At 71.8% G+C, this 14,039-nt stretch carries 16 protein-coding genes; 11 read left to right on the forward strand and 5 right to left on the reverse strand.

Going from position 1 to position 14,039, the window contains the following annotated elements:
- The first annotated feature begins 39 nt into the window (after positions 1-39).
- The gene (locus K6T36_RS04335) at positions 40-1,221 is read left to right on the forward strand and encodes a redox-regulated ATPase YchF (RefSeq protein ID WP_222922757.1); all 1,182 of its coding nucleotides are present in this window, start codon (positions 40-42) and stop codon (positions 1,219-1,221) included.
- A 41-nt stretch (positions 1,222-1,262) separates the two neighbouring features.
- Here the strand turns inward: K6T36_RS04335 and K6T36_RS04340 are convergent, their stop codons facing one another.
- From K6T36_RS04340 to K6T36_RS04350, 3 genes are read right to left on the reverse strand one after another with little or no spacing between them, the layout of a single operon-like run.
- Complete coding sequence (locus K6T36_RS04340) at positions 1,263-2,435, reverse strand: aminotransferase class V-fold PLP-dependent enzyme (RefSeq protein WP_222923358.1); 1,173 nt, start codon at positions 2,433-2,435, stop codon at positions 1,263-1,265.
- A 2-nt stretch (positions 2,436-2,437) separates the two neighbouring features.
- Complete coding sequence (locus K6T36_RS04345; RefSeq protein ID WP_222922758.1) at positions 2,438-3,556, reverse strand: pyridoxal phosphate-dependent aminotransferase; 1,119 nt, start codon at positions 3,554-3,556, stop codon at positions 2,438-2,440.
- A gap of 60 nt (positions 3,557-3,616) precedes the next feature.
- Positions 3,617-4,363 (reverse strand): proteasome assembly chaperone family protein, encoded by a 747-nt coding sequence (locus tag K6T36_RS04350; RefSeq protein WP_222922759.1) that lies wholly within the window; start codon positions 4,361-4,363, stop codon positions 3,617-3,619.
- Positions 4,364-4,447: 84 nt separating this feature from the next.
- Between K6T36_RS04350 and K6T36_RS04355 the strand changes: the two genes are divergently transcribed.
- The 3 genes from K6T36_RS04355 to K6T36_RS04365 all read left to right on the forward strand — a co-directional run bounded on the left by K6T36_RS04355 (position 4,448) and on the right by K6T36_RS04365 (position 6,860).
- Positions 4,448-5,389, forward strand: coding sequence for an RsmB/NOP family class I SAM-dependent RNA methyltransferase (locus tag K6T36_RS04355; protein ID WP_222922760.1), 942 nt, complete (start codon positions 4,448-4,450; stop codon positions 5,387-5,389).
- The gene (locus tag K6T36_RS04360) at positions 5,386-5,928 is read left to right on the forward strand and encodes a DUF7122 family protein (RefSeq protein ID WP_222922761.1); all 543 of its coding nucleotides are present in this window, start codon (positions 5,386-5,388) and stop codon (positions 5,926-5,928) included. Before K6T36_RS04355 ends, K6T36_RS04360 begins: the two co-directional genes overlap by 4 nt.
- 188 nt (positions 5,929-6,116) lie before the next feature.
- A complete protein-coding gene (locus K6T36_RS04365; RefSeq protein WP_222922762.1) occupies positions 6,117-6,860 on the forward strand; it encodes a CPBP family intramembrane glutamic endopeptidase in 744 nt (247 codons plus the stop codon).
- A 12-nt stretch (positions 6,861-6,872) separates the two neighbouring features.
- Here the strand turns inward: K6T36_RS04365 and K6T36_RS04370 are convergent, their stop codons facing one another.
- Positions 6,873-8,390, reverse strand: coding sequence for a DUF790 family protein (locus K6T36_RS04370; RefSeq protein ID WP_222922763.1), 1,518 nt, complete (start codon positions 8,388-8,390; stop codon positions 6,873-6,875).
- Positions 8,391-8,516: 126 nt separating this feature from the next.
- Between K6T36_RS04370 and K6T36_RS04375 the strand changes: the two genes are divergently transcribed.
- Positions 8,517-8,957: a DUF1616 domain-containing protein gene (locus K6T36_RS04375; protein ID WP_222922764.1), complete on the forward strand. Its 441-nt coding sequence runs from the start codon at positions 8,517-8,519 to the stop codon at positions 8,955-8,957.
- 45 nt (positions 8,958-9,002) lie between these two features.
- Here K6T36_RS04375 and K6T36_RS04380 read toward each other — a convergent pair whose 3' ends face one another.
- Positions 9,003-10,391 (reverse strand): DEAD/DEAH box helicase, encoded by a 1,389-nt coding sequence (locus tag K6T36_RS04380; RefSeq protein ID WP_222922765.1) that lies wholly within the window; start codon positions 10,389-10,391, stop codon positions 9,003-9,005.
- A 149-nt stretch (positions 10,392-10,540) separates the two neighbouring features.
- Here K6T36_RS04380 and K6T36_RS04385 point away from each other — a divergent pair, with 149 nt between their 5' ends.
- The 6 genes from K6T36_RS04385 to K6T36_RS04410 all read left to right on the forward strand — a co-directional run bounded on the left by K6T36_RS04385 (position 10,541) and on the right by K6T36_RS04410 (position 13,904).
- Positions 10,541-11,290, forward strand: coding sequence for a winged helix-turn-helix transcriptional regulator (locus K6T36_RS04385; RefSeq protein ID WP_222922766.1), 750 nt, complete (start codon positions 10,541-10,543; stop codon positions 11,288-11,290).
- Positions 11,291-11,345: 55 nt separating this feature from the next.
- Positions 11,346-11,759 (forward strand): DUF7344 domain-containing protein, encoded by a 414-nt coding sequence (locus K6T36_RS04390; RefSeq protein WP_222922767.1) that lies wholly within the window; start codon positions 11,346-11,348, stop codon positions 11,757-11,759.
- A complete protein-coding gene (locus K6T36_RS04395; RefSeq protein ID WP_222922768.1) occupies positions 11,756-12,091 on the forward strand; it encodes a HalOD1 output domain-containing protein in 336 nt (111 codons plus the stop codon). Before K6T36_RS04390 ends, K6T36_RS04395 begins: the two co-directional genes overlap by 4 nt.
- 103 nt (positions 12,092-12,194) lie before the next feature.
- Positions 12,195-12,431: a hypothetical protein gene (locus tag K6T36_RS04400; protein ID WP_222923488.1), complete on the forward strand. Its 237-nt coding sequence runs from the start codon at positions 12,195-12,197 to the stop codon at positions 12,429-12,431.
- 105 nt (positions 12,432-12,536) lie between these two features.
- Positions 12,537-13,166: a nucleotide exchange factor GrpE gene (locus tag K6T36_RS04405; protein ID WP_222922769.1), complete on the forward strand. Its 630-nt coding sequence runs from the start codon at positions 12,537-12,539 to the stop codon at positions 13,164-13,166.
- Between the two features lie 36 nt (positions 13,167-13,202).
- On the forward strand, positions 13,203-13,904 hold the full coding sequence (locus K6T36_RS04410) for an alpha/beta fold hydrolase (protein ID WP_222922770.1): 702 nt from the start codon (positions 13,203-13,205) through the stop codon (positions 13,902-13,904).
- Positions 13,905-14,039 lie beyond the last annotated feature (135 nt).

Genomic DNA, 14,039 nt, shown 5'->3' on the forward strand with positions numbered 1-14,039 from the left:
ACCGAAAGCGCCTTTCGGAGGCGCGGTCGATGCTGCCCCATGATCTCCATCGCGCTCGCGGGCAAGCCCAACGCGGGCAAGTCCACCTTCTACACTGCCGCGACGATGGCCGAGGTGGACGTGGGCAACTACCCGTTCACCACGATCGACCCGAACCGGGGCGTCACCCACGTCCGCACCGACTGCCCGTGTCTCGACCGGGAGGAGCGTTGCGGCGACGAGGACTGCCACGACGGCAAGCGGTACGTCCCCGTCGAGCTGCTCGACGTGGCGGGGCTCGTGCCGGGGGCCCACGAGGGGAAGGGACTGGGCAACCAGTTCCTCGACGCGCTCACCGACGCCGACGTGATCCTCCAGGTCGTCGACGCCGCCGGCGCGACGAACGCCGAGGGGGAACCCGTCGAGGTCGGCGAGTACGACCCCGTCGAGGAGGTCGACTTCATCGAGGCCGAGATGGACGCCTGGCTCGCGGGTATCCTCGACCGCAACTGGGAGTCCGTCGAGCGGAAGTCGCGCTCGCCCGACTTCGATCTCGAGGAGGCCCTTACCGACCTGCTGACCGGCTTCGGCGCGACCGAACACGACGTGACGATCGTGTTGCGGGGGCTGGAGTACCCCGACGACCCGATCCAGTGGAGCGACGAGGACCGCGAGCAGCTGGCGGCGGCGATCCGCGCCCGGACGAAGCCGATCGTGCTCGTGGCGAACAAGGCCGACATCGCGCCCCCGGAGAACATCGAGCGTCTGCGCGAGACCGACAAGCCCGTGGTCCCCGCGACCGCCGACGGCGAACTGGCGCTCCGGCGCGCGGCCGAGGCCGGCGCCATCGAGTACGACCCCGGCGACGCGGACTTCGAGGTCGTCGGCGACCTCAGCGACCAGCAGGAGGAGGGGCTCGAACGGATCCGCGAGGTGGTGGACGAGTTCGGCGGGACCGGCGTGCAGGGGGCGCTGAACGAGGCGGTGTACGGGCTCCTCGATCTGATCACCGCCTTCCCCGTCCAGAACGAGACGCACTGGACCGACGCGAAGGGGAACGTCCTCCCGGACGCGTTCCTGCTCCCGAGCGGCAGCGGTCCCAAGGACCTCGCGTACGCCGTCCACACCGACATCGGCGACGGCTACCTCCACGCGGTCGACGCCCGCGCCGACCGCCGGATCGGCGAGGACACCGAGCTCGAGGAGGGTGACGTGATCAAGATCGTCTCGACGGCGTCGTAGTTGCCGTCGGCATCGTAGTCGAGGCCGCCGGCGTCGTCCGGCTACGGTTCCGCGTTCAGCGCCTCGGCCAGCCGATCGACCTCCGCTTCCGTGTTGAACGCGTGAACGGACGCCCGGACCGCCACCGGGTCAGGGAGATCGCGGATCACGATCCCCTCCCCGTGGAGGCGCTCGACGGTCGCCTCGGGGTCGGCCACGTCGACGGTCACGAGGCCCGATTCCGGGTCGTCGGGCGACAGCAGGCGGTCGTCGTCGACCCGGTCGGTCAGCCGGCTCGCCAGCTCCGACACGCGGTCGCCGACGGCGTCGAGCCCGACGGACTCCAACGTCCCGACGGCCTCGCGGAGTCCGACATGCGGCGCCAGCGACGCGGTGCCGCGCTCGAAGCGCGCGCCGCCCGGGTTCAGGTCGTATTCGCCGTCCCCGGCGTCGTCGACGCTCCGGTAGCTGACCTGCGCCGGGTGCAGGTCGTCCTCGACGGCCGGGTCGACGTACAGGAGCCCGGCGCCCCACGGCCCGAGACACCACTTGTGCCCCGAGCAGGCGACGGCGTCGGCGCCCCACTCGGGCACCGACAGCGGGCGCTGGCCCGGCGACTGTACCGCGTCGACGAGGGAGAACGCGCCCGCGTCGGCGGCGATCTCACACAGCTCCCGGACCGGGAGCCGGGTGCCGTAGTTCCACGACAGCGACGAGAAGCAGGCGAGGTCCGCGTCGGCGACGGCGTCGGCGAACGCGTCCGTGTCGATCCGATCGTCCTCGGTGTCGACGACGCGAACCTCGACGCCGCGGCGGCGTTCGAGCCGGTCGAACGGGAGCGTCCCCGCCGGGTGCTCCAGGTCTGTGCGGACGACCACGTCGCCGGGCTCCCAGTCGAGGGCGGCGGCGACGGCGCTGACGCCGTCGGCGGTGCTCTCGGTGAGGCCGACCGCCTCGCTCGGCGCGCCGAGGAACGCGGCGAGTCGCTCCCGCAGGCGCTCGTACTCGTCGAAGGCGACCTCGTAGGGGTCGGCGTCGGCGAGCACGTCGACCTTGTGGTACCGCTCCCAGGCGGCCGCGGCGTCGAGGACGCGCCCCGGCGAGGGGCCGGTCGCGCCCGTGTTGAAGTAGGCGACGCGGTCGCACGCGGGGATGGACTCGCGCAGCGCCTCGGGCGAGTCGGGACGGGCGCCGTGGTCGGCGTCGAGGTCGGGGTCGAACTCGCCGCCGGCCATCGTCACCGCACCGCCTCGGCGGCCTCGGCCATGATCGCCAGCGCCGCCTCCAGGTCGTCCTCGCCGGTGGCGTAGGAGATGCGCGCGTGGCCGGCGCCGTGCTCGCCGAACGCCTCGCCGGGGACGACGACGACGCCGCGCTCGATGCACTCGTCGACGAAGCCCTCGGGGACGCGCGGCATCGCGTAGAAGGCGCCCTGTGGCGTCGGGCAGTCGAGCCCGGCGTCGGCGAGACCCTCGACGACGAGGTCGCGGCGGCGCTCGTAGGCCGCGTGCATCTCGTCGACGACGCCCTGCGGCCCGGAGAGGGCGGCCTCGGCGGCGTACTGGGCCGGGGCGGACGCGCACGCCTGGACGTACTGGTGGACCCGGAGCATGCGCTCGATCCGGTCGCTGGCGCCCGTGACCCAGCCGAGGCGCCAGCCGGTCATCGAGTACGCCTTCGAGGCGGCGTTGACCACGACGACGTTGTCGCGCTCGTACTCGATCGGCGAGTGATGGTCGCCGTCGAAGACGAAGTGCTCGTACACCTCGTCGGAGATGCACAACACGTCGTGCTCGCGGGCGATGCGCGCGAACTCCTTCACGTCCGCCTCCGAGGAGACGGTCCCTGTGGGATTGCCGGGGGAGTTGACGACGAACGCGGCCGTGTCGTCGGTGATCGCGTCCTCGACGGCAGCGGGGTCGATCGTCAGGTCCTCGCGCAACGGGACGGGGACGGGTTCGCCGCCCGCGAGCTTCGTCAGGGCGTCGTAGGCGACGAACCCCGGGTCGGGGATGAGCACCTCCTGTCCCTGATCCACGTGGGCCTCCATCGCGAGGTGCAACGCCTCGCTGCCGCCGGCGGTCGCGATCACGTCGCCGGGGTCGACCTGGACCCCCTGGTCGCGGGCGTGCTTGTCGGCGATGGCCTCCCGGAGTTCGAGGGTGCCCTTGTTGCCGGTGTACCCGTCGGTGTCGCCGGCCTCGATGGCGTCGATCGCCGCGCGCTTGGCGTGCTCGGGGGTCGGGAAGTCCGGCTGGCCGAGCCCGAGGTTGATCGCGTCGGCGCCGGCGGCCTCGAACACCTCGCGGATGCCGCTGATGGAGATGCGCTCCACGCGGTCGGAGAACGTCGTCATGAGGGAACCGGCGGCGCCGGCGGTGTTAGGCGTTTCCCTCGGACGGTCCCGTCGGGGCGGCTACTGGTACATCCGGAGCTGCTGGGCCTGCGAGACGTTCTCCTCGCCCCCCTGCATCTGCGCCGCCAGTTGCTCCTTGGCGCGGCGGATCCGCTCCGCGTGCGTCTCCAGACTCGTCCCGTCGGCGTCCACCCCCGCGAGGGGCTCGACGACCGACTCGAGCACGACCCGGGCGGCGCCGGGATCCGGGAACTGCGGGTCGGCGTCGACGACCAGCCCGACCGCCGGGAGGTCGGTCTCCATCGCGTGTGCCAGCAACGCGCCGGTCGGTCCGGAGACGAGCCCGGCGGCTTCGGGGACCGGCACGTCGAGCCCGTCGAGGACGCCGTCAGCGCCGCCGACGGCGATCCCACGCAGCGTCGGCGACCCCTCGGCCTCGCCGTCGCGGCCGGCGCGCAGCCCCGCGATGTACAGCGGCGTCACGGACTCCTCGCGGAACCAGCCCTCGATGCAGCCCGCGAACTCCTCGGCGGCGTCCGGGGAGACGGGCACGTCCGACTGGAGGATCAGCAGGTCGGAGTTCCGGTCGGCGTACAGCCGCACGGGCGTCGTGACCGCGCGGTCGCCGGCGGCGTAGGCGGCCGCCGCGGGCAGGCCGTCGCAGTGGACGGTCGCGTACAGCTCCGTGTCGAGCGTCTCGACGAGGTGGTCGGCGACGATCTTTCCGACCAGCCCGACGCCGGGGAACCCCTCCACGAGCACCGGGTCGTCGAACTCGCGCTCGGAGACCACGTCGATGTGTCCCATACCCGTACTCGACCGCTCTCGGTCATAAACCTAGGTCGCGGCGGCGTCCGAAAGGGACAACTCCGGCGACGCGGACTCGTGCGTATGAACGATGACGGCGGCGTGCTCGACAGGTACGCCCCACTCGTCGACGACGAGGCGGCGTTTCGGGCCGCCTGCGACCGGCCGCTCCCGTCGGTCGTGCGCGTCAACACGCTCGCGATCGACGCCGACCGCGTCGCCCGCGCGTTCGACGAGGAGGGAACCGACTACGAGCGCGTCGACTGGCACGACGGCCTGTTCCGGATGGCCGACCGCTCGCCGGGGACGACGTGGCCGTACGCCCACGGCTGGGTCCACGGGCAGGAGGAGGTGTCGTGTCTCCCCGCCATCGCGCTCGACCCCGATCCCGGGACGCGTGTGTGGGACACCTGCGCAGCGCCGGGGAGCAAGACCACCCACCTCGCGGCGCTGATGGACGACACCGGGATACTCGTCGGCAACGACACCAGCCTCGGGCGCCTCTCGGCGCTGCGGCACAACGCAGAGCGGCTGGGCGTGACGAACCTCGTCGTCGATCAGCAGGACGCCCGCAACTACTCGCTCAACGGGTTCGGCTTCGACGAGTTCGACGCGACGCTCGTCGACGCGCCCTGTTCGTGTGAGGGGACGATCCGCAAGAACCCGGACGCGTTCGACACCTGGACGCTCGATCACGTCCACGAGGTCGCGGGCATCCAGAAGGGGATCCTCCGACGGGCGGTGCAGGCGACGCGCACGGGCGGCACGGTCGTCTACTCGACGTGCACGTTCGCGCCCGAGGAGAACGAGGCAGTGCTGGATCACGTGCTCCGCGAGGAGGACTGCCGAGTAGTCGAGTGGGACTGCCCGCTGGAGTCGGTTTCGGGGGTCACGGAGTGGAAGGGCGAGGAGTACGACCGGCAGGTGACGCGAGCAACGCGGATCTATCCTCACCACAACGACACGGGCGGGTTCTTCCTCGCGAAGTTGCGTGTCGGCGGGGAGGGTGAGGGGGTGGGAGCGTGACGGACGGATCCGACGGCGAGGGCGCCCCCGGCAACGACGGGAGCCAGTTCGACCGGCTGCCCGCGACCGCCGCCGAGCGCGAGGTGGAGGGACGCGCGACCCGCGCGGAGGTACTCGACTGGTGGGAGGAACGCTTCGGGATCGAGCCGGAGACGTTCGCGGGTCACACTTTCTGGGAGAAGGGCAAGGGGAAGATCTGGGTCTTCGCGGACGACCTCCCCAGCCCGCAGGAGCGCGAGGGCGTCGGGATGACGGTCCTGCGCACCCGACAGGAGCACTGGAAGCCGACGACGACGGCGGTCAGGAAGTGGGGCCACCTCGCGACGAGGAACGTCATCGAACTGTCGCCGGGGCAGGCGACGGCGTTCGCCGCGGGCCACGACCAGGACCTCACCGAGTGGGACGGCGACTGGGGATACCTGATCGCGGCGCACGAACTCGCGGGCGGGCAGGTGCCGATCGGCGTGGGATTGTACCTCTACGACGAGCTCCGGTCGGTCGTGCCGAAGGGGTACCAGGAGGAGCTTCCGGAGCTGTAACGGCCGCACCTGCACGGGTCGGTCGGGTTCGTCATCGTCCTCGCCCCGGGCGGCCGACGTGAGCGCCGTCCGCGACGAGGTATCAACGATCACGAACGTTTATTGGTGTCCCTTCGACAGCACTCGGTGATGTCGTTTGCCGCCCTCCATTCGGTGTGCATCGAGTCGTCGCAACGAGAGGCAGGATCGTGACCGCTATCGCCGAACGGCTCCCGTTCGGACCACGAGTCGGCGCCGTGCTGGCGGTTGCCGGGGTCTGCGTCGGCGCGCTGCTGGCGGGGCTTGTCGCCATCCTCTCGATCAGCGCGACCGTGCGGCCGCTGGTGGCCGGAGCGGACGCGTTCCGGGTCGTCTCCGGGAACCTGATCCAGGTCGGGTTCGCGGGGTTCGCGATCGGCTATCTCGCGTGGGTCTCCGAGGTGGATCGGTTCGTCTCGGTTCGGATCCCGACCCGGGGCGATATCGCGTGGACGGCCATCGCGGCGCTCGGCGTGCCCGTGGTCGGCGTGGCCGGTGCGGCGGCCCTGTCGGCGATCGGGCTTCCGGAGCCGATGCCCGGCGGCGGCGGTCGCGTCGATCTGCTGTCATCGCCGATGCTGTGGCCCGTCGCGTTCGTCGGACTGTACCTGTTCGCCGCTCCCGCGGAGGAACTCGTCTTCCGCGGCATCGTGCAGGGTCGACTCCGCGAGTGGTTCGGGACCGTCGAAACCGTGCTCCTGTCGGCGGCCGTGTTCGGGCTGCTGCACTTTCTGGTCGGCCTGCTCACGCCCGCCGTGGCGTTCGACGGGAGCCTGTACTGGGGGCTGTCCGCGCTCGTCCCCGGCGTTATCTGGGGGTACGCCTACGAGCGGACCCGCAACCTCGTCGTGCCGGCGACGGCACACGCGATGAGCTGGACCGTCCCGTTCGGGGAGCTGTTGCCGTTCGTGTAGCTTCCTGGGGGCTCACTTCTCCCGCACCGTCCCGCCACCCAGTCCCTCCCACTCGACGCGGTACCCCAGCGCCGACAGCGACGCGCTCGCGTCGGTGAGCCCGGCGTCGGCGAGGACGGTCTCCGCCTCCGACAGGGACATCCCGGCCTCGATCTCCTCGCCCACGCGCTCCAGCACCGCGGGTCGCACGAGCGTCCCGCCGAGCCGGCGGTGCTCCGGGAACGCAACGTCCTCCAGCGCGTCGACCGGAACCCCGTGCTCGGTGGCCACGTCCGAGACCGAGATCACGTCGTCCTCGGGGGCCAGCTCGTCGGGGAGGTCGGCGGTCACCTCGTCGGCGAGGTCGGCCTCGTACCCCCGGAGCACGTCGACCACGTCCTTCACGCGGACGGTCCCCGAGTAGGTGACGACGCGGTGGTCGCGGGCGGCGATCTCCTCGCCCACGCCGAGGCTCTCGTCGACGGCGACGACGAGCTCCACGTCCTCCACGTCAGCGAGCTGGGCGAGCTTCTTCTCGACGTACTCCGGCGTCCAGAAGCCCATCACCTCGAAGAACACGCGGAAGTCGGCGTGGCGGTACTCGAACGCGAAGTCGGGGATCATCACGCTCGCGCCGACGCGGAGCGGCTCGGGCTCCCTGGTGAGGTCCCAGTCGAGGTCCAGCGCCCGGAACCGGGCGGCGAAGTCGGCCTCGACGCCGGAGTCGAACGCCGGTTCGGCCAAGGGTTCGACGCCCGGGACGGACACGTCCCCGTCGTCGAGTTCCAGCAGGTACTCGCGCCCGCGGTCGTCGATGTCGGCCGAAAGCGTCCACTCGTCGGCGGTCGCGGCGACGGTGCGCAGGAGCCGGGCGAAGGCGGTTCCGTAGCGTCGCGTCCGGCGAAAGAGGGCGTCGGGACCGGTGATCACTACCTCGCGGTCGGTCGGACCCTCCCCCTCGCGCACGCGGATCTCGTACAGGAGGCCGAGGCGCTTGGCGGCCGAGACGAGCGCCTTCGGGTCCGTCGAACGCACGCGCACCTCCGTCGCGTCGAACAGCGCCGTTTGCGCCAGCGAGAGGTCGTACTGGACGAGCAGCTCCTCGGGGCCCCAGCGCGGGTCGAAGTCGGCGAGCACCCGGTTCGCGTCGCGGTCGGCGTACAGCGACGCCTCGATCTCGTCGGAGTCGACGCCGAGACGGTCGCCCGCGCGGTCGAGTGCCGCCGCCCGGTCGTCGGCGTCGGCGACCCCGACCGCCTCCGCGGCCTCGAAGGCGACCCGGCGCGCGCGCCGGGGCGGGAGCGGCGCGCGCGTCTCGAAGACGGCCTCGCGGTCGAGGAGAGCGGCGAACCCGCGCACGAGCTTATAGTCGTCGGCCTCCCGTTCGAGCGCCTCCAGCGACTCGTCGAGGTCGCTCCGACGCTCGCCGACGTGGCCCTGATACACGCCGAACACGCGCGCGGCGAGGCGGCGACCGTCCGGGTCGCCGGCGACGAACTGCGGCCGGTAGCCGCCGCGGCGACTGACGCGCAGGATGTCCTTCGTGATCACGGTCGTCGCGGGACGTACCGTCCCGGGCGATAAAGCGGCGGCGGTGTTGCCCGTCCGCCTTCGGGTTGGCGTCAGGGGATCACGGCGACGAGACGCCGCCGTCCCACGTCGCGATGGACAAGGTTCATGCCGGATCCGCGAAACCGGGTCGACGTGAACCGCCGGCGCCTGCTCGCGACGGGCGCTCGCCTCGCCGCCGCCAGCGGCGTCGCCGCGCTCGCCGGCTGCACGAACTCGGCCGACCCGTCCGGTCCGCTGACGCCGCCGCGCTCGCCGGAGGCGACGGCGGGGCCCGGCGAGGGGCTCGTCATCACCGACTTCACCGACGCGGAGGGCGACGACGGCGACTTACTCGTCCGCGTCACCGTCGAGAACCGCGGCGGCGAGGAGCGAACCGGCACCGTGGTCGCGACCGTGAGCGCCACCGTGGACGGCGAGGAGCGCGAGGAAACCGTCTCTCGGGACGTGACCGTCGCTCCCGGCGAGCGAACCGAGGCGACGCTCGAAACCTCGCTGTCGTTCGAATCGTTCAACCGCAGCGGGTCGATGCGCGTCGAGATCGTCTGAATCCGGCGTTCGCGTGAGTCGCCACCGACGCCGCCGTGTGCGTCGCTACCGACGCCGCTGCGCGACCCGTTCCTCGGCCGTCTCGTTCGTCACGAGTTCGTACAGCGTCGCCGTCTTCGCGCCGTCGTCACCGGGGCGGAGGATCCGGCCGAGCCGCTGGGTGAACTCCCGCTCCGAGCCGCTGCCCGAGAGGATGACGCCGACGCTGGCCTCCGGCACGTCGACGCCCTCGTCGAGCACGTTCGCCGCGACCACCCGCGAGTACGTACCCTCGCGGAACCGCGAGAGCGTCTCCCGGCGCTCCTCGGTCCCGGTTTCGGCGGTGATCGCGGGGATCAGGAACCGCTCGGAGATGCGGTAGACGAGCGCGGTGTGGGCGGTGAAGACGATGACGCGCTCGCCGCGGTGGCGGTCGAGGATGCGGCCGAGCCGGTCGAGCTTCGCGTCGGCGTTCATCATCACTTCGCGGGCGCGCTGTTTGGCGAGCAGCGCCTCGCGGGCGCGCGGATCGTTCCCCGAACGCTTCACGAGCTCCTGGTAGTCCGAGCCGGACGTGAACCGGATCCCCGCGTCGCGGACGTAGTCGACGAAGGTACCCTGCGCCTCCTCGTAGCGCTCGCGCTCCGCCCCCGACAGCTCCACCTCGATCCGGCGGACCTCGTAGTCGGCGAGGTGCTCGCCGGCGAGGTCGTCGGGGTCGAGATCGTACACGACCGGGCCGACCAAGTCGGCGACCGCCTCGTGGGCGCCGTCGGGGCGCTCGAACGTCGCCGTCAGGCCCAGGCGCGCGGGCGCGACGAACAGCCGCGCGATGTCCCGGTACCCCTCGCCGCCGAGGTGGTGGACCTCGTCGAGGACGAGCAGGCCGAAGCGGTCACCCAGATCGTCCGCGCGGAGGTACGCCGAGTCGTACGTGGCGACCGTGAGCGCCTCGACGGTCTGCTCGCCGCCGCCGAGGCGGCCGACGGGCACGTCGAACGTCGCGGAGAGTTCGCGGTGCCACTGCTCCAGCAGGTCGACGGTCGGGACGACGACGAGCGCCGGCGTCCCCGCGGCCGCGATCGCCGCCAGCGCGATCACCGTCTTCCCGCTCCCGGTCGGGAGTTCGAGCACCCCCCGGCGGTCGTTCCCCTCCCAGGCGTCGAGCGCCTCGCGCTGGTACTCGCGGAGGGTGTAGCCGGAGTCGAGCGGCGGGAGCGGCGGGAGATCGAGCACGCGGTCGTCCACGTCGCGGCCGCGGTCGCCGAGGGCGTCGCGGATCTCGCGGTAGCGGTGGGCGGGCGCGCGGCGGGCGTCCGAGCGCGCGTCCGTCTCGACGCCCGGAAGGCCGTCGAGATCGGCGCCGGCGGCGGCCGAGCCGGCGACCCGGACCGTCCCGTCCTCGAAGGTGAGCGTGACCGACGACACGGCCGGGGATGGGTCTCCGCTGCGCATAAGTCCGCCGTCGGTGGTCGACCGTGCCAACGGTAACCACCCTGTATCCGTTCGGAAGCCGTTCGGCAGGTCCGTTTATCTTCGACCGTTCGATATCCCCGTTGGGGCGGCGCCCCGAGCGGACGGGGCGCTCCGCCCGGTATCGAACCATGACCCGAACACCGCGGCAACGCGCGACGCTCGTGCTCGTGCTCGTCGCCGTCGGCGTCGCGATCGCGGGGCCGGCGAGCGCGCTCCCCGCGACCCACCCGTCGGGAGCCGTACCCGTCCCCGCCGCCGGCGGCTCGAACGACGCCGGGAGGACGATCGACGGACCCGCCGACTCCCCCGGCGACGCGGTCACGACCGGCGTGCGGACGATCGCGGCGGGAACCACGGCGGCGGTAGCCGACTCGCCGCACGTGCTGATCCCCATCGCGGGGTACAGCCGGTTCGGGGGCGACGGCTCGGACGCGCTCGATCACGAGACGCGCCGCCGGATGCACGACACGGTCGCCGACACGCCCGGCATCCACCTCGCCGGGATCGCCGACGCCGTCGGCGAGCCGGTGTCGACCGTCCGGTACCACGGCCGAGTCCTCGAACGCGAGGGACTGGTCGAGACGGAGAAGATCCGCGGGAAGAAGCGACTGTTCCCCGCGCTGTCCGGGGAACGGAGCCGGACGCTGGAGGCCGCGCTCGCCGACGGTGCGAGCCGGGCCGTGCTGCACTCCGTGTGGCACAACGAGCCGACAACCGTGAGCGAGCTGGCGGAACGGCTCGACCGCGCGCCGAGCACGGTCTGTCACCACCTGTGCCGGCTTGCCGAGGACGAACTCGTCACCCGCGACCGGGACGGGGAACGGGTCGTCACGACGCTGACGGACGCGGTCCGAACCACGCTGAAGGGTGGTCACTGACCCTTTCGACGGGTCCGTCAGAACCACTTTTTTATCGGACGTTCTCGGTCGAAGCGTGACGACAGCACGCGGAGAGACGACCGACGACGTGTTCGCGTTGATCGAAGACCGACGGAGGCGGACGGTCCTCCGGTATCTCCGGAACCGGACTGGAACCGGCGATATCACGGTCGGACGGCTCGCCGCCGCCGTCGCGTCGATGGAGTCCGTCGAAGGGGAGCCGGGAAGCACGGCTGCAACACCCGGAGACGGCTCCGTCGACCCCGCTATCGTCGAGCGGGTGTCGATCTCGCTGACGCACGTCCATCTGCCGAAGATGGCCGATTCCGGCGTGATCGACTACGACACCGACGCGGGAACGGTTCGGTTCGAGGGGTTCGAAACCGGGACGCTGGAGTCGCTCAAACGGATCGAGCGTGTGGCCGGGGAACTCGCCGCCTCCGGCGACTCGACACGCGCCTCCGGATGACCGACGAGGACCGCGACGCTGACCGGACCGACCCCGGCAACCTGACGGTCGACGGCGACACCGTCCTCCGGTACGAGCCGGAGACGGGCGCCTATCGGGGGACGTTCGACCCGGACGCGACGCCCCCCAGCCTGCTCGTCCCGCTGGTCGTCTCGGCGCTTCGCGAGGCGCCCCCGGAGACGCTTCCGGCCCTCCACTACTCGGTCGATCCGGCGTCGCTCGACAGGATCTGCGCCCCGGACACCGGAGCGAAGGCGCAGTTCACCTACGCCGGCTATCGGTTCTCGCTCGACGGGGCCGGGGTGGTGTGCGTCGCCGACGCGGACGAGTGACTGGCGCGACAGACCGTCAGCCCGTCCGGTTCGCGAGGACCGCGTTGACCGTCGCCCCGCCTCGCCCGCAAACCACACAAGGGGGACCGCCGAAGCGACGCGTATGAACGACGAGAACGGCGGCGACGGCGCAGGTGACGGCGAGGGAGACAGCACCGGCGCCGGGATGCACGAGGCCGTCGCGGCGTTCCTGGCGGGCGCCGACGACGTGTACGGGGAGTACGACCAGGGGTACATGGACGCCGACGCGGCGCTGTCGATACTGTCGAGCCGGATCGACGACCTCCGAGACGCGGCCGAATCCGCCGCGGACGCCGGCGGCGACGGCGGCGACGAGTAGGACGGCACCGACGACGAGCAGGGCGACGCGGAGGACGGTCCGTCGTCGGGGACGGCCACGCCCGGATCCGCAATCCGTATTTCCGCGCGACCGCTTCGATGGGGTATGAGCGAGGAGGCCGACGCCGGACACGACGACCCCGAGGACGCGACAGACGCCGCAGGCGACGCGGCGGGCACCGACGCGCGCCAGGAGTCGACCGAGCGCGACGGCGACGACGTGACCGAGACCGCGCTGGCCGACGAGGTCGCCAAGTACGACGACGCGCTGGCGGCGGAGGTCGCCGCCCTCGAACGCGAGGCCGTCGAGTCCACAGAGCGCGTGGAGGAACTGGAGTCGAGCCTGCGGCGGACGAAGGCGGACTTCCAGAACTACAAGAAGCGCGCGAAGAAGCGCCAGGAGCAGGAGAAGGCGCGCGCGACCGAGTCGCTCGTGAGCCGCCTCACCGAGGTTCGGGACAACCTCGTGCGCGCGCTCGACCAGGAGGAGGACGTCGACATCCGCCCCGGCGTCGAGTCCACGCTGGAGACGTTCGACCGGATCCTCGCCGAGGAGAACGTCGAGGTGATCGACCCCGAGTCGGGGCAGGAGGTGGACCCCGAGCGCCACGAGGTGATGATGCGCGTCGACTCCGAGCAGCCGGAGGGTACCATCGCCGACGTGTACAAGCAGGGGTACGAGATGGCCGACAAGGTGATCGAAGCGGCCCAGGTGACGGTTAGCGACGGCGAGTAGGCGTACCGTTTTGTCGCCGCCGCGAGACGAAGTCGTGTGAACGTCACCGTCCACGGTCCCGTCGACGGCGACCCCCTGTGGTTCGTGATGGGGTGGGGAAACACGCCCGCACAGCCCGCGGTCGGCTGGCTGCTCGACACCCTCGCCGACGCCGGGTTCCGCACCCGGGCCGTCGAGATCCCGACGAACGTCAGTCGCTTCGAGCGCGAGTACCTCGACCCGCTGGCAGCCGTCGTCGACGAGGAACCGGCCGCGGACCGCGTGCTCTCACACAGCACCGGCGGACTGATCGCCGCTCACGCCATCGACGCCGGCGTGCTGCCCGAGCGGGCCGTCCACCTCAGCCCGTGGTGGGGGCTGCACCCGAGTCAGCGGATCCCGTTCCGCGTGCTCGGAGCCCTCCCGACGAGCCGGGAACTCACCTCGGTGGAGCCGGACCGCGAGACGCTGGGCGAGCGCGCGGAGCCGAGCGAGCGCGATCCCGTCGGGCTGTCGCCGTCGTTCGTGCGGGAGGTCCGCCGCGCGCAGTCGTCGCTGCCGGCCGCGGGCGACGGGGAGGTCGCGTTCTGTACGCTGACCGACGGCCTCGTCGGGGTCGACGCCGTCGGCGAACGGCTGTCCGCCGACAGGATCCGGCTGTACGACGGCGGTCACGAGTGCTTCGCGTCGACGGGACGGGAAGCGATCGTCGCGGACGCGGTCGCTGTGCTGCGGGACGGGCCGGAGGCACTGGAGTAGGCGGGTCGAGCGACCGGGTCGATCCGGCTGGATTCGCGGTTCGTGATAAGCGTTGCCACTCGATGGAATCCATCGGCGGGATAATCGCAACACGGCGGCGGTGTGGGGGGAGACCGCGGTACGCTCTGTCTAGTA

It is taken from the genome of Halobaculum roseum, assembly GCF_019880245.1.
Classification (GTDB): domain Archaea; phylum Halobacteriota; class Halobacteria; order Halobacteriales; family Haloferacaceae; genus Halobaculum; species Halobaculum roseum.